We start from the raw sequence: 21,079 nt of genomic DNA, 5'->3' as shown, positions 1-21,079 counted from the left end.
AATAGCCCGCCTTTTTTATTGACTAACCACCGGACCCTTATTGGCGGAAACCTCCTGGTGCGGTTTGCGTCTAATAAGCCTGTCGTTCTTAACAATTTTGGCATTACTTCTTTCTGGCAACACACATCAGACTTAAAGCACTTGTTTTAGCATCAGGATGACGTCCCGATAACAAGTTACCCAGCCGGTATTTGAAAGCGGCCCTACCTACATTCCCCTGCATGATCTCGGCCCCCAGCACATGATTATGAGGATAGACGCTAACCTCAAACCCTAGTGGCTTTAACACTTTCATGAACATTTCGTTGGTAACACCATGTCCGGGCTTATGGTGTATTTCGGAAGCCAGGGCCCAACTTTGCTGATTGCCTGACTTATGAAAGCTATGTCCAATGAGCCGGTAGTAAACAAGTCTGCCATTCCACAGGAGTTTGGCCAGCCCCTTGTAGTTCCAGGCGGAGTGTTGTGGGTCATGATCTGTGATAAGAATGCCTCCGGGCTTTACCAAACGAGCGGCTTCTTTAAGAACAGCAGCCATATTCTCACAATGGTGTAAAGCGGCATTCAGGGCCACGATATCCGCAAATCCGGATTGGAAGGGAAGCTTATGCGCATCAGCAAGTACCGGAACATAACCAAGTTTTGCCGCAAATTCTAAGGATGTAGGAGCCACATCCACGCCAATTACAATTTTAGGCTTTCCTTTTAAAGTAGCCATTAGATTGCCTGGCCCACAGCCAATATCCACTACTACCTTATCTGTCCAATCGCCGCCAGCGGCCAGCCATCTGCTCCTAAAACTCTCATCCCGGTGGCAGTATGTAAGATATTCCTCTGCCCATTCCGCATTACCAAAGTAGTAGGCATTTGCCTTGATGGCTTCTGACAAGCAGGAGATTGGATGCTCCAGATAGCTTCCGGATTTCTTCAATTCAACACCTGGTAATAAAAATTCCGAGAGAGCTGACTTGATTTGTAGATCAATCATAAATCAAACAAATTAGTGATGGTATATAAAACAAACTTTAACGGGGTCTTAGAAGTAAAAGTGTTACAACCGGATGTCGCTCCTGTTATCTGACAATCAGTAGCGTTGGAATAGGCAGGTATATATCTGATTCTGATTATAAACTTGCTTTAGCGAGGAGGCGAATAAGAATTGATGTGCGGTATATATAAAATTATATTTTTTAGTTGTACATGTTCATTGATTGTGAGTAAACGGTATGTCTTATTATTAAATGGTCTTAAGAATTATCAAGTGGTAGGTCATATTATCAAGTGGTAGATCAAACTAAAATACCTTTCCTTATACTTGCATAACCGTTGTTATATATTCAATACGTCCTATGGAATATTGAAAAGAGCCCTCCGATCTATCCCATGAAATCTACCTAAGTTTTACATTCCATTTCAGCAATCCATTCATTTCTTATAAGCGACAGTATCCTCATGATGTTACCTTTAGCCAGATTAAAACGTTTCTATTCGTTCTTAGCACTTATTGTAGCTCTGAGTTTGGGCGGCCTTAGCTCGTGTGTATCTCCCAAGACCGTCGTCTACTTTCAGGGAGAAGAACTGCGCTACACCTCCGACAGCATCACCCAGAACTACGTACCCACTATCCAACCCAACGACCTGCTCTCCATCTATGTCGGTAGCCTTAGTGCCGAGTCCAACGAGCTCTTCAACATGCCCAACCAGTTCACCGTCGCCAACATGAACTATGCCACCACCGGTGGAGGATCGCGCTCCCAAACCATTGGCTATCTGGTGGATCATGAAGGAAATGTGGAGATGCCCCTGGTGGGTAAGATCAACCTGCTGGGAATGCCCGCCTGGGCAGCATCTGATACCGTACGCAAGCGCCTGATGGCCTACCTGCGTGAGCCCACTGTCAGCATCCGCACGCTCAACTTCAAGGTATCCGTCATGGGGGAGGTCAACCGTCCGGCCGTCTACGTGATACCCGACGAGAAGATCACCCTGCCCGAAGTGCTGAGCCTGGCCGGTGACATGACCATCTACGGCAAGCGCGACAACGTGCTCATCATCCGCGAGGAAGACGGCAAGCGCGAGTACGCCCGGGTGGACTTTACCAGCCGCGATATTTTCCGTTCGCCCTACTACTACCTGCACAAGAACGACGTGATCTACGTGGAGCCGGTCAATGCCCGTCTGACCTCCACCGACCGCACCATGCAGGTACTGCCTCTGGTACTTAGTACCATCACCACTGTCACTGTCCTGATCTTTAATTTTGTCAGGCTCTGACGTTGCATCACCCAAATGATGTAATTTTTCTGCCAAGAAAAATATGTATTCCTAAGTATATCCACACCAACTCATTATGCTATGAATGATCGCACACATTTTGCTATACCTGTAGAACATGCCCAGCCCGAAGAGCAGGAGTTCAACTTACAAGAGTATCTCCATCGCTACCTGCGTTACTGGTACCTGTTTCCTCTATTTGTGTGTCTTACGATTACCGCTGCCTTTTTTTATTTGCAGATCACCCAGCCAGTTTATCAGGCTACCGCTACCCTGCTCATTAAGGATGAAAAGAAAGGTGTAGGCTCGGCGCAGGGAGAAATTCTGGAGGAGTTAACTCAGTTCAGTGGCAATAAACTAGTTGAAAACGAGATTGAAATCCTAAAGTCTCAGACTCTTATGAGCCAGGTAATTACCGAATTGAATCTACAGGTGGTTTATCAAGCTAAAGACGGTTTGGCTACCCGCGACCTCTACAAGCAGAGCCCCGTCCTCGTGGAGCCTAAAGTACTCACCGAATATGCCTACCAGGAGCCGCTGGTCATCCACCTGGAAAAAGGGGATAAATTCCGCATTGGTAATGAAAATCAATTGTTATCCTATGGTCGAAGGCTACGTAATAAATGGGGAGAATTCATCGTAATCAAGAATACTCCATCTTCTATCAAAGATATAACAATAGCTTTCAAAGACCCGGCAGCCCTAATGGGTAGCATGAAAGGCCGTCTATCAGTACAGCAGCCCAACGTCAAGAGTACCGTACTGAGCCTGACCTACGACGATGTATCCATACAGCGCAGCAAGGACGTACTCAACAAGCTGCTGGACGTCTACATCCAGTCGTCGCTCAACGACAAGAACCGCGAAGCCTCCAACACCCTCAAGTTCATCGAAGACCGCCTCGGCCTCATCACCGGAGAGCTGGGCGACGTGGAGCGTGACGTGGAGTCGTACAAGCGCGAGCAGGGCCTCACTGACATCAGCGCCGAGTCGCAGCTGTTCCTGGAAAACATCAAGGAAAACGACACCAAGCTCAACGAGGTCAACGTCCAGCTCCGCATCCTGGAGAGCATCGAAAGCTACATCCAGAACGCCGACAACTCCGTAGCTCCTGCCACCTACATGATCAACGATCCCGTACTGGTGTCGCTGCTCACCCGCTTCAACGAGCTGGCCATCCAGCGCGAGCGCTACGCCCGCACCACCACGGCTAGCAACCCCCTGCTCGAAACTGTCAATACCCAGCTGGCTAATACCCGCCAGGCCATCCGCGAAAACGTGCAGAACCTCAAGCGCGGCCTCGACCTGAGCCGTCAGAATCTGGAGTCGGTTAACCACCGCTTCTCGGCCGGGCTACGCTCTATTCCGCAGAAGGAGCGCGAGTACGTAGGCATCAAGCGCCAGCAAACCATCAAGGAGGGCCTATACCTGTACCTGCTGCAGAAGCGGGAGGAAACCGCCCTGGCCTACGCCTCTACCGTCACCGACAGCCGCCTGGTGGATGCACCTGTGGCTTCTCTTGCTCCCATTGCACCCAAGAGATCCATCATCTGGCTGGGCGCCTTCGGTGCGGGCGTAGCCATCCCGCTGCTGCTGATCAACCTGCTGTTCATGCTCAACAACACCATCCAGACTCGCGACGACATTGAGCAGATCGGCCGCGTGTCCATCCTGGGGGAGATCGGCCTACTCAAGAAAGAAAATAATCCCGAGTCAATTATTAAGATGGCCTCCCGCTCGGCGGTGGCCGAGCAGTTCCGGGCCCTGCGTACCAACTTGCAGTACCTAGGCGACGGCAGCTGCCGTACGATCATGCTTACCTCCTCCATCGGAGGCGAGGGCAAGAGCTTCGTCAGCATCAACCTGGCCGCCAGCCTGGCCTACGCCGATAAGCGCGTGATCCTGCTCGGCATGGACCTGCGCAAGCCCTCCCTGCAGGAGCGTCTGCAGGTACCCAACGACCGGGGCGTCACCAACTACCTCATCGGGCAGAGTCCGCTGTCGGAGTTGATCCAACCCACAGGCGTGCACCCCAAGTTTGATGTCATTACCTGTGGCCCCATCCCGCCCAATCCGTCGGAGTTGCTGAGCAATGGGCGCCTGCCCCAGTTGCTGGCCGAGCTGCGCGAGCAGTACGACTACATTCTGATCGACTGCCCCCCCTTCGGCCTGGTGACCGACGCGGCCCTGATCGCGGAGTATACCGACGCTACGCTGTACCTGGTGCGCTTCAACTATACCCTGCGCGACCACCTGCGCCACATCGGCGAGCTGAGCCGCACCAAGCGGTTCAACAACCTGAGCGTTATCTTCAACGGGGTCAACTACGGGGCGGGCTACGGATACGGATACGGTTACGGCGGCTACGGCTACGGCTACTACGATGGCGAAGAAAGCAAGGTACGCACTTGGCAGCATCGTCTCAAACAGCTAGTCAGTTAGTGGCTAAAATTCTGATAAATTTTGTTTCCTATTCCACTACTATTAACATCATAGTAGTGGAATAGGAAACAAATGTACATTCCCCTATCATCGAAGCATATTATTACAATCTAGATATTACAAGGTTCAAGATAGTATGGCAAAGCTTAACTAATCTACTACTCTGGAGGAGTAAGCAGTCTCCTATAGCGCATCTCTCGCAAATTTACACCCAAGCAGTATATCCCTCTGTTCAGTACCAGGAGCCTTTTCCAACTCCCCCCCGCCGAGTGAAATAAATCATTAGCTGCTCATACATTAATAATAGGTAGTCGTGATAACTACTTGCTCTTCCTAGGCTGACTTAATTAAAGCAGAACTAGCCAACTATACAGAGATCATTGAGGTGGGCACAGCAATATAGCCGCCAGTATTGCGTTCGGTTACTTCACTGCGATTACTGATGATATCCAACTGATACTTCTGCCTATGAAGAGGCCGTTTTACAAACCTGAGCGACGACTATATTGAACATTAGCAGATGTCAGGTTATGTCCTTCTACAAAAAAACTGATGCTGCTTCTAATCAAAACTTCACCAATTAGGGAGTAATTATGATACAGCAGCATGTTCTTCCTTAAAGCAGTTCCTTCCTATATGAACTGTAATAGTAAGTTCCTGCCATTTATGTTGCTTCTCTACATACATGGCAGAACCACTAAGGATCATTCCTCCCAAAGAAGCTACCGTGGAAATTGTCTCAGCTAGCGTCGACTATGCATTGATGGAGCGTTCTGAGAAGATGCGGGTTGTAAAAGCACATTTTGGCTTGTCTGAATTCAGTTCCTTTGATTCAAAATGGGAGTACTTGCACAAGCAGCATCACTTAATTCAGAGTAATATGGTCTGGGTACAATCAGACATGTAAGATTTCTGGGGTAGACGAACAAGTATTAGTAGAAACAATAGGCATAATCCTGGTGCTGAATAATAAGTTTTAGGATACATAAAAGACACATGATAAGAAGTAGAACATCCTGAACTAATCAAATAACAAATATTAAAAAATTTATACAAAAACCTTATATAACAAAGAGTTACATGCGAAGGTTAACGTACTGCATTGTGATATCAGAAAGCAAGGCTACCTATTGACTTCCAGTCTAAATCATTTATTATTAGTCCTAATTGCAAATTTTAGAAAGTTCTTTGATCAGATACACAATACTTTGACCACTAGATAACTTTTTAATAGGCCTACATTTTTAAAAGTTATATTTGTTTTATAAGTACAATAACGAAGCTCGCATTTTACATGCACAGGAATGAATCAATATATTTAAGTAATGTGAGATTTAGCCTTACTATGAATATAGTGTAATATACAGCTCGCATTGGCTGGTAGATCAGAAATGATTTAAAGGCAGGGCCAGCAGCAATTTCAATAAACTATACACACACTATACACACTATTTTATTACTTATGAAAAGCAAAGTAGCCCTCATTACAGGTATAACCGGACAGGACGGAGCCTATCTGAGTGAATTACTCCTTAGTAAAGGCTACACCGTCCACGGCATAAAACGCCGTAGTTCTCTGTTTAATACGGATCGCATCGACCACCTCTACCAGGACCCCCACGTGCAGGATCCGCGCTTTATCCTCCACTACGGCGACCTAACCGACTCGATGAACCTCACCCGCATCATTCAGGAGGTACAACCCGATGAGATCTATAACCTGGCCGCCATGAGCCACGTGAAGGTGAGCTTTGATGAGCCAGAATATACCGCCAATGCGGATGGTATAGGCACACTACGTATATTAGAGGCCGTTAGGCTGCTAGGCCTCAGCACAAAGACCCGTATTTACCAAGCTTCTACGTCAGAACTATACGGACTAGTACAGGCGGTACCCCAATCGGAAACGACCCCCTTTTATCCCCGCTCCCCCTACGCCATAGCCAAGCTGTACGCCTACTGGATTACGGTCAACTACCGCGAAGCCTACGAAATGTACGCCTGCAACGGCATCCTGTTCAACCACGAATCGCCCCTGCGCGGAGAGACATTCGTAACCCGCAAGATTACCAGGGCTGCTGCCAAGATTGCATTAGGCTTACAGGATTGCCTCTATATGGGCAATATTGATGCCCAGCGGGACTGGGGTCATGCCAAAGACTACGTAGAAGCCATGTACCTGATCCTGCAACAGGAAAGACCAGAGGACTTTGTCATTGCGACTGGAGTGACTACCCGAGTACGTGAATTTATTCGCAAGACTTTCGCCTACCTGGGTGTAACCGTAGAATTTACAGGGAATGCCGAAGATGAAGTAGGTACCATCGTAGCCGTAGATAATGACCGACTAGAAGAGTTGGGTATCCCCTATGGTGAGCACTTAGCGGCGGGTACTGTAGTAATGCGTATTGATCCCCGCTATTACCGCCCAACCGAAGTAGAACTACTTATTGGAGACCTGACTAAGTCACAGGCGAAGCTGGGATGGAAGCCCAAGCACACGCTGGAAACGCTTATAGAAGATATGGCCCTAGCCGATCTAAGGCTGTTCCAGAAGGATAGGCTGCTGCTCAACAAAGGTTTTGAAGTACTAAATTACTTTGAGTGATTTGGGACTTTTTCAAGCCTGGAAACCTCTTTTGAGTAGCCTGAAGGCAAGTTATAGAAATAGCACATGCATCAATAGGTATTTTGTGATAGATTATTACAGCAAACTGGTTCCAAAGAATAACTACCACAGGAAGAGAAAAAAAATATGCAAGAGTTAAGGACCCGTAATATTCAATACACAGCCACTCATGAACCTAATTCCAAAAATATCAATTATAACACCTGTATGGAATGGGATGCCGTTCCTTAGAGAATGCGTTGAATCAGTGCTATCTCAAAGCTTCCAAGCATGGGAAATGCTTATTAGTGATGATGGCTCAACCGACGAATCAAGAATCTATCTTGATTCACTCACCGATTCAAGAATTAAAATATATAAACAGGAACAGAATAGAGGTATATTTGGCAATCTAAACTGGCTTTTCGAACGAGCGTCAGCACCTATCTCCCATATCCTTTGCCAGGATGATTACTTTATATCTCCCTCATCTATAACAACGATTATCCAATATTTTGAAAAGGCACCATATGATATTGGATTCGTCCGATTTAATCATAGTACTCCTGAAAGATGTAAGTTAAGAAATTACCAAATGAAGGTAGTCCCAAAGGTAGTGCCTCCTAATAAGTCAGAGCTACTCTTTTTTATCTTCGGCAACATCCCTGGCAATCTATCAAATGTAAGTTTACGTACAAACATTGTTAATAATTTAGGCAAGTTTAGAAATGACTTACCATACGCGGGTGATTGTGAATTCTGGAGCCGAGCTGCCAGTAAATATGCAATGGGAGTTGAAGAAACGATGATTACACATGTAAGGAGGCATCCTGGCGTAGCATCCATTCACTTAAACAGGAAGGGAGAGCTACTCAGGCAAAATATGTTTATAATGAATCAGATTTATAAGAACCTCACACTTAAAAATCCAAGTTTAGACCTTCTGCTTAAACTACATGCAAGTATTAACTATGATGGATTACAGCGATATGTGGCTTTTAGGTATTTGCTAAAAGGAAAGATGAATTATATGTCAGAACTGAATCGAGTAGCAAAGGAAGCCAGCTACCTACACTCTCTACCTATTTTGTGGATACTATTTACTTTAACGGCCGGAGCCAGGCTTGGTAGAGTATTCATAGCGCAAAAACTTATAAAAAGTTTGGGCTGAATTATAATTGCAAATATCATTCAAATAATAATACACACGTTCACTCCATACAATGATTGATAATAATAATAGTTATCAACTAAATGCATACGTGTATCATACGATACTGTCATTTGTAACATGACTATCGACCAATAAAGATTTATGATGTATCAAATTGCTTCTAATAGTCACACCGATACATAAAGCTTAACTTGTAGTTGTATTAAGATTAAAAAAAACATGAAAATACTGGTTGAAAATTCTACGTGGAACAACATAGGCGACGGTTTTTATCAGAGCACTTTATATGCGTTATTTACAAAGTTGTTCCCTCAAGAGGAAATCTATATGGGCGAAGGGCCATTTCAGCGCGCCTTTCGTCCCAGGCCTAAATGGCAATTAGAAAACGGATTTAAACTGATGGACTATCAGCAAGCAGATATTCACGTTTTCTCTGGCCCTATGCTCAGAGCAATTCTCCCAACCTATTCAGAAAAAATCAAAGAAATTAAGAAAAGAGGCGGCAATTATTTACTTGTTAGTGTATCATCGGCCCATATAACAGAAGAGGAAAGAGTTGCGACCGGTAAGTTCTTGGAAAAATATCCACCGATGATCTTAGCCACCAGGGATGAGGAAACTTATACTAATTTCAAAGAATTTCAAATAAACGTTTATAACGGGATATGTACAGCATTTTTAGTAAATAAAATGCTCCCGGTTCTGGGATTTAGTGGCCATAGCAGATTCTTTATAAGCAGTTTTTATAATGAACTTGAGCCTGTTTACAAATTACAGAGCGGCGAGGTTGAGATAGAAAATATAAAGGTAGAAAGAAAAGCAACTTTTTTAGGCCTCAGCCACAGTATTTCACGCCACCTAAACTTTTTGAGACCTCAGCAAGATACTTTGTTGTCTCATAAGATAGTTAGGGTACATCAGGATCTATCGACACATTTCTACCATGTGAAGTTTTCACACCCTAACTCTTTTATGAGCTTCAATCCTCTTTCTTACTTATCCTTGTATAAGTCAGCTGATTTCACAATTTCTGACCGGGTACATTCCTGCGCAGTTGCTCTATCCTTTGGCAAACCTGCCATGCTTTTCACCAATAGTCCAAGAGCAGGTATTTTCGATAGGCTTGGTTACAAAATTGATAGGAATAGCCGGATTATATATCCGATTGATAATGGTATTATCAACAGAGAGGTAGCAAACTTATCGAAAGCAATAGAAGCATCGGTCAACTGTATTGCATAGTACTAAAAATTAACAGCTACTATTTAGTAGCCATAGTAATTAGGTAGAAAGCATAAGTCCAAGAATATTATCAGAGGCTTTTTAAGCAGCTATACACATGTCTCTTAGAATAAACGTATTGAAGAATGGTATAGCAACAGCAGCACAAAAGTCTGTTCGGATATTGGATCAGCTGCTGTTGATACCATTCTATATTACAGCTTGGGGAGCAGATTATTATGGAGAATGGATTACCCTGACCATTATACCATCCATGCTTTCCTTTTCCGATTTTGGCTTTGGCTCTGCTGCTGCTAATACGTTTGTACTTAAGTATGCCTCGGATCAGAAACAAAGTGCTGCCGATGTAAGTAAAAGTGCCATCTTTACCATAACCGGCCTTATCGTCTTTGGTATGGTTGTAAGTTCAATAGCTTTGGTGGCGCTTAATCACTTTGGGTTCTTTGATAAACTAATTATACATAAAAAAGATGCTATAATAGCAGTATCACTCATGATGCTGGCTCGTACGCTAAGCTTTTATCAGCAGCTATTCGAAGCATATTACCGAGCTGCGAGAAAGGCTTCACTAAGTATCAACTTAGTGACAGCTCAGTCGTTTTGCAACCTCTCCATGAGTGCCTTGTTGCTATCATTTGGTGCAAACGTGATTGAACTGTCGCTAAACACTTTGGTGGTTTCAGCTATGTTCTATGTGATTTATAGTTGGAAAGCCAGAAGTATTCTTAATCTTCATAAAGAATATAAGGGTGAAGTAACATACAGTCAGGTAAAGGATATCTTCAAGAAAGGCTTGGGATACCTGATGTCCCCTGTGTGGCAAGCCCTTTATTTTCAGGGTACAACTTTCGTTGTAAGACTCGTGCTGGGGCCACAGGCTGTCACCATATTCAATACAGTGAGGACTCTTTCCCGTTCAGCTAACCAGGCCTATAGCATGATTAACAGCTCTATTTTCCCTGAGCTCCAGTACGAAATTGGCGCAGGCAACCTGGCTAAGGCCAGAAAACTTTTCAGAATTGCGATAGGAGTTACTTTAATGACCGCAACAGGAGGAGTCATTTTCCTTTACCTGTTTGGCCAGCCTCTATACAATGCCTGGACCAAGAATCTTCTAAATCCTCCGGATGCCATGTGGAATATCTTCCTGATTGGTATCGTATTTAATGCTATGTGGTGGACGTCCGGAGTTGTATTCCGCGCTGTCAATAAGCCATACGGTATGGCTATTGCCGGTGTTATCAGTGCTGCGATATCGGTTGTTTCATCCTATTTCCTCTCTCAGAAGTACGGCTTATCAGGTGCTGCATTAGGTAGTATAGGACTGGATATTATCATGGCCCTTTATGTATTACCAGTCAGTTGCAGGTTAATTGGTGAGAGAATCTTAACAATCCCAAGAAAATTATTCGGTGACATTCTGGCACTAACCAAAACTAGGGTTGCAATAGAACGTGCCAGATAAACTTGATGCAAATTGAAAGTATCACAGATCACATTAGGCAGATTCCACCATTTCCATCTGGCTCGCCAAATGGAAAAGTTTGGCCTGTTAGACTATATCTGGACAGGGTATCCACTATTCAAGTTGAAGGATGAGCAGGGTATCCCCAGAGAGAAGATCAGATCCTTCCCCTGGGTACAGGCCCCTTATATGCAAAGGGGAAGATTCGGATTAAATAGGTCTAAATGGTTGAATAGAGAATGGGAATGGTTAGCTAAAGAATCTTTGGATAAATATGTTGCGTCTAACATTTCCACTCCTACCGTACTGATTTCCTTGTCGGGTAGTGGGTTGCATGCCGGTAGAAAAACAAGACAACAGGGTGGTATCTATATATGTGACCGAGGTTCATCTCATATCAGATTTCAGGACAGAATACTGGACGAAGAATATACAAAATGGGGATTACAGTTCAAAGGGGTTGATCCGCGGGTCATTGAAAAGGAAGAAAATGAATATGAACTAGCGGACAGAATAACCGTACCCTCCGAATTTGTTAAGCAGTCCTTTCTCAGAATGGGTGTACCCGAAGCAAAGTTAGTGAAGATCACTTATGGCGCCCGTCTGGACAGGTTTAGGAAAGTAGCTGATCCCCCCAAAGATGTTTTCCGAGTACTATGGGTAGGAGGCGTAAGTATCCGAAAAGGATTCATGTACGCGCTAGAAGCATTTCAAAAGCTTGATCATCCTAAAAAGGAATTCTTAGTAATAGGCACAGTTGAAGATCAAGTAAAACAGCTAATGAAAGGACAAGACCTTGACGGAATAACTTTTAAAGGGAATGTCTCCAATACAGAACTACCCGGGATTTACAGTACAGCCCATGTATTTCTATTGGCAAGTCTGGAAGAAGGCCTAGCCATGGTACAAGGGGAAGCATTAGCCTGTGGCTGCCCAATTATAGCAACAACAAATACCGGCGCGTCAGACTTGATAACAGATAGAAAAGAAGGCTTTATAGTACCAATCAGATCTTCACAGGCTATTCTGGAAAAGTTAGAAATGCTGGTACAGGATCATGAGCTTAGAGGTATGATGTCTGAGGCAGCAACTCAAAAAGTTAAAAGCATTGGTGGGTGGGACGCTTATGGAAACAATTTTGACCATTTGATAAGATCGTTGCGCCGATAAGTACATCCAAGATGTATATTCTCTTAGCTTCATAGCAAATCTTAGTATATATCCACTACTATAAAAGATATTAGCACATGGATCATGGCATTCCCTACCGAATAGACGATTATTCCCTGAACAGGCATTATAGGTCTACCGCTCCGGTATTTCTATCCATGTTCAAGCGTTGGATGTGGATAGTGGTACTTTCTTCAACTTTTGCTCAATGCATTTTCTTTACAAGTACAGAAACAGTATTCGCAGTAGGATGCGTTGTTAGTGCTTGGGCATTAACAGATAAGCTACTTTTAACAAATATAAATATATCTAAATATACCCTATCGACAGTTGTAATATTAGGATTTTCATTAACTCAATTTTTTATTCCTATATCATTTACGCTAATCGAAGGAAAGCCCTTGGTATTCAATCTTGATTATTCCTACGATGTATTTATACACTCGCTACTATCATTAATTACTCTTTTGATTGCTCATATATTATATAAAAGCTGGCGGAAAGACACGGGCTTGGCTTTGTTTAACTGGTGTCAAAGAATACTCAACAAGACTGAACTTTACAGCCCTAAAACAGACCTACAGGTTTGGTTAATGGGCTTTATAGGAACCGTTGGTTTAACCGCTAAGGCTATTTTAGGGTATTCAGATGATAATGTAGCTGAAAGTGGAGGTGACAGTTTAACTAAATTCATTATTGGATTTAAAGTCTTCTCTTACGCCCCCTACTTCCTGTTAATAAAGGAGCTATACAATTTGAAGAAAGCAGAAAGCTATAGAACAAGTACTAAAGGTATAGTTTTATACACGTTACTACTTATGACCATTGGTATGGCTAGTAATAGTAGAGGCACGTTTATGGCAGGTATAACTGCTTTTGCTATAGCCTACCTCGTCGGTTTATTATTAGGAAAAGTAAGCTATAAAATTTTTACTCCTAAAAACATCAGTTGGGCGTTAGTTGGGTTATGGCTACTTACAGGGCCGCTTGTAGATCTAGGTACTGCCATGGTAATAGTACGGGGCCAACGTTCCAGTATGTCCGGTTCCGAATTGGTCTCTCAAACGCTAACTACCTTTCAAAACAAAGAGGCATTAACCAAATACAGAGAGCTAGCTCGTGGAAGGGTACGACTATGGGATGAGCATTACTTCGATAATATATTTTTATCTAGATTTAGTAATCTAAAATATAATGATCTTAGCTTAGGTATGGCTAACAAAATTGGTAGCGTAGATGATAAAATGCAGGAATACTCAATTGATAGAATATTTACAACTTTTCCCCAGCCAATTCTATCTGCACTTCAGATAAACGTGGATAAGAAGGTTGTTAATTCATCATCCTTCGGCGACTATCTATACTACCGAGCGAGTGGAGGGGGGCTAGGAGGATTCCGATTGGGGCAATTTGCAGGAACGGGAATGACTTCTTTTGGCTGGTGGTACTTATTGATATTAGCAGCTGGCATCATACCTGTTTACTTCTTGTTAGACTTGTTCGTCACCTACAGTGCAAAAACTGGCAAAACGCTCATAAGTCTCGCTGGACTCGTTTCCATCACCTCTACTTTTACACTTTTATCACTATCTTCTCTATCTGAAAGCGTTGTTAATTTATTTTCATTCATAATTAGAGGGTGGATTCAGCTAGTAGTGCTTTATTTAATTGTTGCTGCTACATCCCGTTTCATCAGTTATATGTTAATTGGAAAAAAGTAATAGCTAAAATAAAAACCGGTTAACCAACACTAATGATACATACATCTACTGACAACATGAGTATTAATATATTATATATTGGTGATGATAACCCGTTTAGCACTTCGTATCATCGCGCATCTGCGTTAAAAAGGCTAGGCCATTCTGTTATATCATTAAATCCTAAGAATGCGGTCAGAGGCTTAGAAGGCCCAATAATAAGCAAGTTACATTTCCATACTGGATATAAACTTATTCAAAGAAATGTTAGAGCATGGTTGTTATACAATATAGAGAACATTAACAAAGTTGATTTGATCTGGATTAACGGTGGCGAACTTTTAGGGAAAGAATGTATACAAATCCTGAAGCGAAAAGAATGCCCCATTATACTTTATAATAATGATGATCCAACTGGTGGCAGAGATGGAAGTAGATTCAACTCCCTGCTGGATACAATCTCAGATTATGATTTATGTGTCGTGATGAGGGAAATTAATGTTCCTGAATATAAATCTTTAGGTGCGAAAAAAGTAATTAGTCTTACAATGTCTTATGATGAGGTAGCCCATCAACCCTTTGAAAGTTATGAAGTGATACCAGCTCAATTTCGTTCAGAGGTGGCTTTTATTGGTACTTGGATGCGGCACGAGAAAAGGGATAAATTTTTAATTGAGCTGCTGAGGCAGGGAGTTCCCGTAAGTATTTGGGGAAGTAGATGGCAGAAGTCGCCATACTGGAACCTTCTGAAAGACAACTACCGTGGTGGTGCTTTAGGAGGACGTGATTATGTAGCAGCCATACAAGGGTCCAAAGTATGTATTGGCATGCTATCTAAGGGGAATCGTGACCTACATACTCAACGTACATTAGAAGTTCCGTATGCAGGTGGGTTATTATGTGCTGAACGTACTACTGAGCATCAAAATATGTATGTAGAGGGCCTTGAAGCTGTATTCTGGTCTGATGCTAATGAATGTGCCATGCTCTGCAAGAAACTACTTGCCAATAATAAGCTTCGGGAGAGCATCCGCTTTGCCGGCATGAAAAAGGTAAGGGCATTAGGGGTTGGCAATGAAGATGTATGCCGAAAGATTTTAAATGCTGTTCAGACAACCTACCAAATGGCTTTATAATGCTCGAATAGAACTTTCACTTTATCCACACTAATCCATACATCCACACTACAACATGAGTAAACCTACATTCGAAACCTCAGCCCTGGAGCTCATAGAGGTTTTACAAAAAAGCCTTCTCCTTCAGGATCACGTAAAGGAGTCTGGTGAGGCCATTCTACAATCTATTAAAAACGGAGGTAAGCTGCTTACTTGTGGCAATGGTGGCAGCGCAGCGGATGCCCTGCACCTTTCTGAGGAGCTGGTAGGCAGGTACAAGGTAGAAAGACGAGCTCTGCCGGCTATTTGTCTGAATGCTGATGTCACAGCCATTACCTGCATTGGCAATGACTATGGTTATAATGATATCTTTTCCAGACAGGTAGAAGCCCTAGGTAATCCCGGAGACGTACTGGTAGGGTTCAGTACCAGCGGAAACAGCGCTAATGTGTTCTCGGCCTTCCGTAAAGCAAAAGAGGCTGGATTGGTTACAGTTTTCCTGGGTGGTAAGGATGGAGGGCTCATCAAGGGCTTATGTGATTATGAATTGATAGTACCTAGCACTACTACAGCCCGTATTCAGGAGGTACACACACTAATACTGCACCAGTGGCTGGAGTACATTGATGCTACTGACTGGAGCTTTCTGAATAAATCTGTTAACCAACTAGCTTTCTAACTATGGCCTCCCTCTCACCTACCATTCTGGATAAGATCTCTGGTGTAAGAGTCCTTGTCATAGGAGACATGATGTTGGATCACTACATATGGGGAGATGTACATCGCATTTCACCCGAGGCTCCAGTTCCGGTTGTATATGCTGAGCGGGATACCTATACAGCCGGTGGTGCAGCTAATGTATCTCTTAATCTTGCGAATCTGGGAGTATCTACTTCCATCCTAGGCTATTGTGGAAAAGATGAAGCCGGAAGAAAATTGCATGCGATTCTGAACAAGCATCAGGTCAATGTTCTTTGTAAGAATGAAACGGAGGATATTCCAACCATAATCAAAACTAGAGTAATTGTACGCAATCAGCAGCTGTGTCGTTTAGATCGTGAGGCCAAACAGTCATCCTATTGTATCGAAACTGCACCAAGGTTTGATGATATACTATATGCAGCTCTGCAATCGGCTGATGCAGTTATTATTTCAGACTATGCGAAGGGAGTGATTACCCAGAGCCTGATTGATAAGCTGCAGGCCTTTTCTGAGGAGAACCCTCATATACTGATAACCGTCGACCCAAAGCCAACACGTCAACTTTCCTACCGGGGAGCCGGACTTTTAACACCTAATCGCAACGAGGCTCTATTACTAGCCGGTATTCCTGAGCCTTATCCCGACCATGAATATCCACTTGCCGAAGTATGTAGCCGGATTCACGAAAAATACTCGCCGAACATTCTGGTTATTACACTAGGGGCTGATGGCATGGCTGTATGCCAGGAAGGGAAAGTCCTGAAGCATATACCTACAGAGGCAAAAGAGGTTTTTGACGTATCCGGAGCCGGTGATACTGTTATAGCTACTATTACAGCAGCTATGTCAGCCGGTGTTGATATCATTGAAGCCGCACAATTGGCCAATGTTGCCGCTGCCTGCGTTGTTTCCCATGTAGGAACTGTCCCTGTGGTATTAAACGAACTAGAGGAAAAGCTAGCAAAAAGGTTGGCTGAGAACTATGCTGTTCAACCCCTGTAAACATATACATCGTGAAGCAAAGAATACTTATCTATCGATTGGGAAGCCTGGGTGATACAGTAATGGCTTTACCCTGTTTTCACTTAGTAAAGGAGAAATTTGCCGATGCAGAAATAATACTCCTGACCAATAAACCCGTAGCCTCCAAGGCGGCCCCGATAGAGGCAGTATTAGGAAGTATAAACAGCTTTTTTTTCGATAAGGCTATCAACTACCCTATTGGTACCCGAAACCCACTTTTACTACTTTCCTTGATAGTACAGATTAGAAGACTAGGCATATCTACGGTTATCAACATTACAGCAGCAAGATCAGAAAAATCAGCAGCTCGAGATAAGCTATTTTTCCGGCTGGCCGGTATCAAAGAAATGATTGGCTTTCCTGAAACAAAGGAAGATTTCAAAGTAGTAGAAGACCCTGCAACTGGTGAATGCGAATGGGAAGCCAGACGATTAAGCAGACGAATAGAGAGCATAGGAAAGATTGACTTAAAACAGGAATCCTATTGGAACCTAAGGCTTACCGATGAGGAACGAGGTAAGGCCAGAGAACTCCTGAAGCAGGTGCCTCTCGACTCGAAGATCGTGGCCATCAGCATAGGTACTAAAAGGCCAGCTAATGACTGGGGACTAAACAACTGGGTTAATCTGCTTGAAAAGCTCAGAACAGATTTGAGTGGATGGACTTTACTGGCCATAGGCGCCGAAGAAGAGTTTCAATTAGCTGAACAATGTTTGGCAGCATGGGGAGGATCATCCTTAAACTTATGTGGGAAATCATCTCCCAGGGTATCCGCAGCGATTTTACAAAAAGCAAAGCTCTTTCTTGGCCATGACAGTGGTCCCATGCATTTGGCTAGTGGTGTAGGCACACCTTGCGTGGGCGTATTCTCTGCCAGGAATCTTCCTGGCCGCTGGTACCCACGAGGTGAGAATAACAAGATAATCTACCACCGAGTAGATTGCGCTGGATGTGGACTGGAAGAATGCATCGTCCAGAATAAGAAGTGTATTTCATCCATTACTGTTGATGAGGTACATAGTGCGGTTATACAAACCATCAAAATCGGTGCCAAAGCACTAGCCTGATATTTTACTAATAGTTAAGGACTAATGGGAGTTATAAATGTTCTACGCGTCATTGGTAGCATGAAACCTTCTGGTGGAGGTCCCTGCCAGGGTATCCGCAACTCTATTCCTGAGTTGGAAAAGATGGGAATCCATAATGAAGTACTGTGTTTTGATGATCCTGCGGCTTCTTTTCTAAGCAACGATGCCTTTCCGATTCATACCCTAGGGCCTACCCGCAACTCGTGGAAGTACAACACTAAGCTTATCTCCTGGCTATTAGAAAACTTCGGCCGATTTGACTACATCATAGTACATGGTCTCTGGCTTTACCATAGCTATGCTGTACATAAAGCGCTAGTTAAATATAAAAAGCTACAAAAAGGCCAGGCCCAACAGAAAGTACCTAAGCTGTTTGTCATGCCACACGGCATGCTGGACCCCTGGTTTCAGAGAACCGATGGCAGAAAGTTGAAGGCGGTCAGAAACTGGGCTTACTGGAAATTACTGGAAGCCAATGTAGTGAACGAGGCAGATGGGGTACTATTTACATGTGAGGCTGAACTAAGACTCGCCCGCGAGCCCTTCCGACCTTATCGTCCCAAAAGGGAAATTAATATTGGATATGGTGTTGCCGCTCCCCCGACCTATACCCCTGTAATGCGTGATGCATTTGCTGAGAAATGCCCTGAGCTGCATAACCAGCCTTATTTCCTTTTTCTGAGCCGAATCCATGAAAAAAAAGGGGTGGATCTGCTCATAGAAGCGTATGCTAAACTAGTTCATTCAGTAGCTGAGGCCAAGGCTGAGGAACTCCCGGTATCTGTAATAGCGCAGGAGGAGTCTAATACAGATGAATTTCCTGATCTAGAACTGCCTAAACTTGTTATTGCAGGCCCCGGACTGGATACTCCCTATGGAATACGTATACAGCAATTGGCTGCAGAGTCGGGGGCTCGCAAGGACTTTATTTTCTTTCCGGGTATGCTCACCGGAGACGCCAAGTGGGGGGCTTTCTATGGCTGTGAGGCCTTTGTACTGCCTAGCCATCAGGAAAACTTTGGTATAGCAGTAGTGGAGGCACTGGCGTGTGGAAAACCAGTACTGATTTCGGATCAGGTTAATATCTGGCGTGAAATCGAAGAAGGAAAGAGCGGACTTGTAGATAAGGATACTGTACAAGGAACACTCAGGTTGTTAACTAATTGGGCTGGGCTATCCCCGGAGAAAAAAAAGCTCGCAGGTACAAAAGCAAAGCATCTGTATGATACGAAGTTTGCTGTCAACTCAGCCATTAACGAGTTGGTGGTACTTCTGAAATCCGACCAAATCTGATTATAACCTAATTCAAAGTACTATTATGCGAATAGCTATTCTACAAGGTGCCTTCTTACCGGTTCCCGCGCTTATGGGAGGAGCCGTGGAGAAAAGATGGTATGCCATGAGTAAGATGTTCGGCATAAAGGGACATGAGGTAACCTACATTTCCAGAAAGGTACCTGAACTTTCCGAACGGGAAATTGAAGGAAACATTCAGCATATTCGTATCAAAGGGTATGATACACCCGCATCCGGAATCAAATTAAAGTACCTGGACTTATTGTATACCATTCGGGCTCAGAAGTACCTCAAGGATGACTTTGATGTAATAATCAGTAATACGTTCTGGGCTCCTATTCTTTTGCCGCAGGCCAAGAAAAAAGTGTGTATGGTAGATGTAGCCCGTTTTCCGAAAGGCCAGATGCCGCTCTACAAACAGGCAGCCGTACTAAGAGCCAACTCAAATGTCATAGTAGAAGCCATCAAAAAAGAACTACCTGACGTATCAGGCAATAAAGTGGTGATGATTCCAAACCCGCTGCCTTTTGTGCCGTCGGAAGAGGTGGACTTCTCCATAAAAAAAGATAAGATCCTTTACGTTGGTAGAATTCATCAAGAAAAGGGCTTGGATCTATTGATCAGAGCACATAAGCTACTGCATCCTGATACCAAGCTGGAGCTTGTAGGTCCATGGGAAGTGGCTGCCGGTGGGGGTGGTAAGGAGTACCTGGATAGATTAAAAAAGCTTTCAGCGGGAGCAAATGTTGAGTTTATAGGTCCTGTTTACGATACTAACCAATTGAACCAGTTCTATAGAGAGGCATCTCTATTTGTGTATCCTTCCGTAGCTGAGAAAGGGGAAACATTTGGATTGGCACCTTTGGAAGCAATGGCCTGGGGATGCGTACCTATAGTGTCTGACTTGGCATGCTTCAAAGACTTTATCATAGCCGAAAAAAATGGATTAACCTTTGATCACAGGTCTGACACAGCCATTTCTCAGCTTTCAGAAATACTACATACATTATTAGCTGATCAAGTGTACCGCTACAACCTGGCAACTGAAGCCATAAAGGTTCGCGTAACCCACTCAGTCAGCTATATAGCGGACCAATTTCTAGCAGAGTTCGAACGAATACAATCTAAATGAAAACAAAAGAACAAATAAAGTATAGTCAGAGTAGCCCCTACGATAGCCCATGGTCACTGAAGCAGCGGATCAAAATGCTACTGTGGGAATACTGCTGGACACTTTTTTGCTCCTGGACCCCCAAACCTGCCAACCGGTGGCGGATCGCGTGGCTCAAGCTGTTCGGAGCCAAGATATACGGCCGTCCGTTTGTACACCAGCGTGCACGCATACAGATTCCCTGGAATATTATCTTACATGATCATGCGGCTCTGGGTGACGGAGCCAATGCCTATTCATTAGGCATGATCGAAATCTTCGAACATGCTACTGTAGCGCAGGAGGCATACCTATGCACAGGTACACATGCATTTGACCAACCGGCCAAGAATCTGGTGACAGCTCCAATCAAGGTTGGTGCCCATGCCTTTGTTGGCGCAAAGGCATTCATTATGCCTGGAGTTACCATCGGCGAGCATGCCATAGTTGGCGCATGCAGTGTAGTAACCAAAGATGTACAGGCTTTCAGAACCGTAAAAGGCAATCCTGCCGTATAATACCCTTCGCTTACTTATTAATGCGTGAGTAGATCCGTAATAGTCAAACCTTGTACTTATTATGGCAAGCTATAAACAAACCGAGTACGAAGTGCTACGCCGGCGCTGTGTC

The 21,079-nt window shown here is 44.0% G+C and carries 16 protein-coding genes; 15 read left to right on the top strand and 1 reads right to left on the bottom strand.

The window, feature by feature from the left end; genetic code table 11:
* Nucleotides 1–103: 103 nt before the first annotated feature.
* On the bottom strand, nt 104–988 hold the full coding sequence (locus JTN23_RS25040; protein ID WP_247237860.1) for a class I SAM-dependent methyltransferase: 885 nt from the start codon (nt 986–988) through the stop codon (nt 104–106).
* A gap of 464 nt (nt 989–1,452) precedes the next feature.
* On the opposite strand from JTN23_RS25040, the gene JTN23_RS25035 reads away from it, so the two are divergent.
* The 15 genes from JTN23_RS25035 to JTN23_RS24965 all read left to right on the top strand — a co-directional run bounded on the left by JTN23_RS25035 (nt 1,453) and on the right by JTN23_RS24965 (nt 20,967).
* Nucleotides 1,453–2,274 (top strand): polysaccharide biosynthesis/export family protein, encoded by an 822-nt coding sequence (locus JTN23_RS25035; protein ID WP_247237859.1) that lies wholly within the window; start codon nt 1,453–1,455, stop codon nt 2,272–2,274.
* 81 nt (nt 2,275–2,355) lie between these two features.
* The gene (locus JTN23_RS25030) at nt 2,356–4,716 is read left to right on the top strand and encodes a GumC family protein (protein ID WP_247237858.1); all 2,361 of its coding nucleotides are present in this window, start codon (nt 2,356–2,358) and stop codon (nt 4,714–4,716) included.
* Nucleotides 4,717–6,178: 1,462 nt separating this feature from the next.
* Nucleotides 6,179–7,324, top strand: coding sequence for a GDP-mannose 4,6-dehydratase (gene gmd / locus JTN23_RS25025; RefSeq protein ID WP_247237857.1), 1,146 nt, complete (start codon nt 6,179–6,181; stop codon nt 7,322–7,324).
* Between the two features lie 190 nt (nt 7,325–7,514).
* A complete protein-coding gene (locus JTN23_RS25020) occupies nt 7,515–8,495 on the top strand; it encodes a glycosyltransferase family 2 protein (protein ID WP_247237856.1) in 981 nt (326 codons plus the stop codon).
* A gap of 222 nt (nt 8,496–8,717) precedes the next feature.
* Entirely contained in the window at nt 8,718–9,740 is a 1,023-nt protein-coding gene (locus JTN23_RS25015) for a polysaccharide pyruvyl transferase family protein (protein ID WP_247237855.1), read from the top strand.
* A 97-nt stretch (nt 9,741–9,837) separates the two neighbouring features.
* Nucleotides 9,838–11,205: a lipopolysaccharide biosynthesis protein gene (locus tag JTN23_RS25010; RefSeq protein WP_247237854.1), complete on the top strand. Its 1,368-nt coding sequence runs from the start codon at nt 9,838–9,840 to the stop codon at nt 11,203–11,205.
* Nucleotides 11,206–11,217: 12 nt separating this feature from the next.
* Nucleotides 11,218–12,375, top strand: a complete 1,158-nt coding sequence (locus tag JTN23_RS25005) for a glycosyltransferase family 4 protein (protein WP_247237853.1) — start codon at nt 11,218–11,220, stop codon at nt 12,373–12,375.
* Between the two features lie 158 nt (nt 12,376–12,533).
* Nucleotides 12,534–14,096, top strand: a complete 1,563-nt coding sequence (locus tag JTN23_RS25000; RefSeq protein WP_247237852.1) for a hypothetical protein — start codon at nt 12,534–12,536, stop codon at nt 14,094–14,096.
* A gap of 32 nt (nt 14,097–14,128) precedes the next feature.
* Nucleotides 14,129–15,211, top strand: coding sequence for a CgeB family protein (locus JTN23_RS24995; protein ID WP_247237851.1), 1,083 nt, complete (start codon nt 14,129–14,131; stop codon nt 15,209–15,211).
* Nucleotides 15,212–15,266: 55 nt separating this feature from the next.
* Entirely contained in the window at nt 15,267–15,869 is a 603-nt protein-coding gene (gene gmhA / locus JTN23_RS24990; protein ID WP_247237850.1) for a D-sedoheptulose 7-phosphate isomerase, read from the top strand.
* A gap of 2 nt (nt 15,870–15,871) precedes the next feature.
* The gene (locus JTN23_RS24985) at nt 15,872–16,894 is read left to right on the top strand and encodes a bifunctional heptose 7-phosphate kinase/heptose 1-phosphate adenyltransferase (protein ID WP_247237849.1); all 1,023 of its coding nucleotides are present in this window, start codon (nt 15,872–15,874) and stop codon (nt 16,892–16,894) included.
* 11 nt (nt 16,895–16,905) lie between these two features.
* Nucleotides 16,906–17,982, top strand: a complete 1,077-nt coding sequence (locus tag JTN23_RS24980) for a glycosyltransferase family 9 protein (RefSeq protein WP_247237848.1) — start codon at nt 16,906–16,908, stop codon at nt 17,980–17,982.
* Between the two features lie 60 nt (nt 17,983–18,042).
* Nucleotides 18,043–19,296 carry a glycosyltransferase gene (locus JTN23_RS24975; protein WP_247237847.1) on the top strand — a complete coding sequence of 418 codons (1,254 nt, stop codon included), beginning with the start codon at nt 18,043–18,045 and terminating at the stop codon, nt 19,294–19,296.
* Between the two features lie 73 nt (nt 19,297–19,369).
* A complete protein-coding gene (locus JTN23_RS24970; protein WP_247237846.1) occupies nt 19,370–20,431 on the top strand; it encodes a glycosyltransferase family 4 protein in 1,062 nt (353 codons plus the stop codon).
* Nucleotides 20,428–20,967 carry a DapH/DapD/GlmU-related protein gene (locus JTN23_RS24965; protein WP_247237845.1) on the top strand — a complete coding sequence of 180 codons (540 nt, stop codon included), beginning with the start codon at nt 20,428–20,430 and terminating at the stop codon, nt 20,965–20,967. The genes JTN23_RS24970 and JTN23_RS24965 overlap by 4 nt, the downstream gene beginning before the upstream one ends.
* The last annotated feature ends 112 nt before the right edge of the window (nt 20,968–21,079 follow it).

The organism is Telluribacter roseus, from assembly GCF_017355915.2.
Classification (GTDB): Bacteria; Bacteroidota; Bacteroidia; order Cytophagales; family Spirosomataceae; genus Telluribacter.
Note: the sequence above shows the minus strand (reverse complement) of the source record. Positions and strands in the feature narration are given on the sequence as shown.

Bases quoted from the DNA above. Each gene is read 5' to 3' on its own strand.
- JTN23_RS24975 (WP_247237847.1), top strand. From the start codon at position 18,043: ATGAAACCTTCTGGTGGAGGTCCCTGCCAGGGTATCCGCAACTCTATT.
- JTN23_RS24985 (WP_247237849.1), top strand. From the start codon at position 15,872: ATGGCCTCCCTCTCACCTACCATTCTGGATAAGATCTCTGGTGTAAGA.
- JTN23_RS25015 (WP_247237855.1), top strand. From the start codon at position 8,718: ATGAAAATACTGGTTGAAAATTCTACGTGGAACAACATAGGCGACGGT.
- JTN23_RS25010 (WP_247237854.1), top strand. From the start codon at position 9,838: ATGTCTCTTAGAATAAACGTATTGAAGAATGGTATAGCAACAGCAGCA.
- JTN23_RS25035 (WP_247237859.1), top strand. From the start codon at position 1,453: ATGATGTTACCTTTAGCCAGATTAAAACGTTTCTATTCGTTCTTAGCA.
- gmhA (WP_247237850.1), top strand. From the start codon at position 15,267: ATGAGTAAACCTACATTCGAAACCTCAGCCCTGGAGCTCATAGAGGTT.
- JTN23_RS24965 (WP_247237845.1), top strand. From the start codon at position 20,428: ATGAAAACAAAAGAACAAATAAAGTATAGTCAGAGTAGCCCCTACGAT.
- JTN23_RS25040 (WP_247237860.1), bottom strand. From the start codon at position 988: ATGATTGATCTACAAATCAAGTCAGCTCTCTCGGAATTTTTATTACCA.
- JTN23_RS24970 (WP_247237846.1), top strand. From the start codon at position 19,370: ATGGGAGGAGCCGTGGAGAAAAGATGGTATGCCATGAGTAAGATGTTC.
- JTN23_RS24995 (WP_247237851.1), top strand. From the start codon at position 14,129: ATGATACATACATCTACTGACAACATGAGTATTAATATATTATATATT.
- JTN23_RS25020 (WP_247237856.1), top strand. From the start codon at position 7,515: ATGAACCTAATTCCAAAAATATCAATTATAACACCTGTATGGAATGGG.
- JTN23_RS25000 (WP_247237852.1), top strand. From the start codon at position 12,534: ATGTTCAAGCGTTGGATGTGGATAGTGGTACTTTCTTCAACTTTTGCT.
- JTN23_RS25030 (WP_247237858.1), top strand. From the start codon at position 2,356: ATGAATGATCGCACACATTTTGCTATACCTGTAGAACATGCCCAGCCC.
- gmd (WP_247237857.1), top strand. From the start codon at position 6,179: ATGAAAAGCAAAGTAGCCCTCATTACAGGTATAACCGGACAGGACGGA.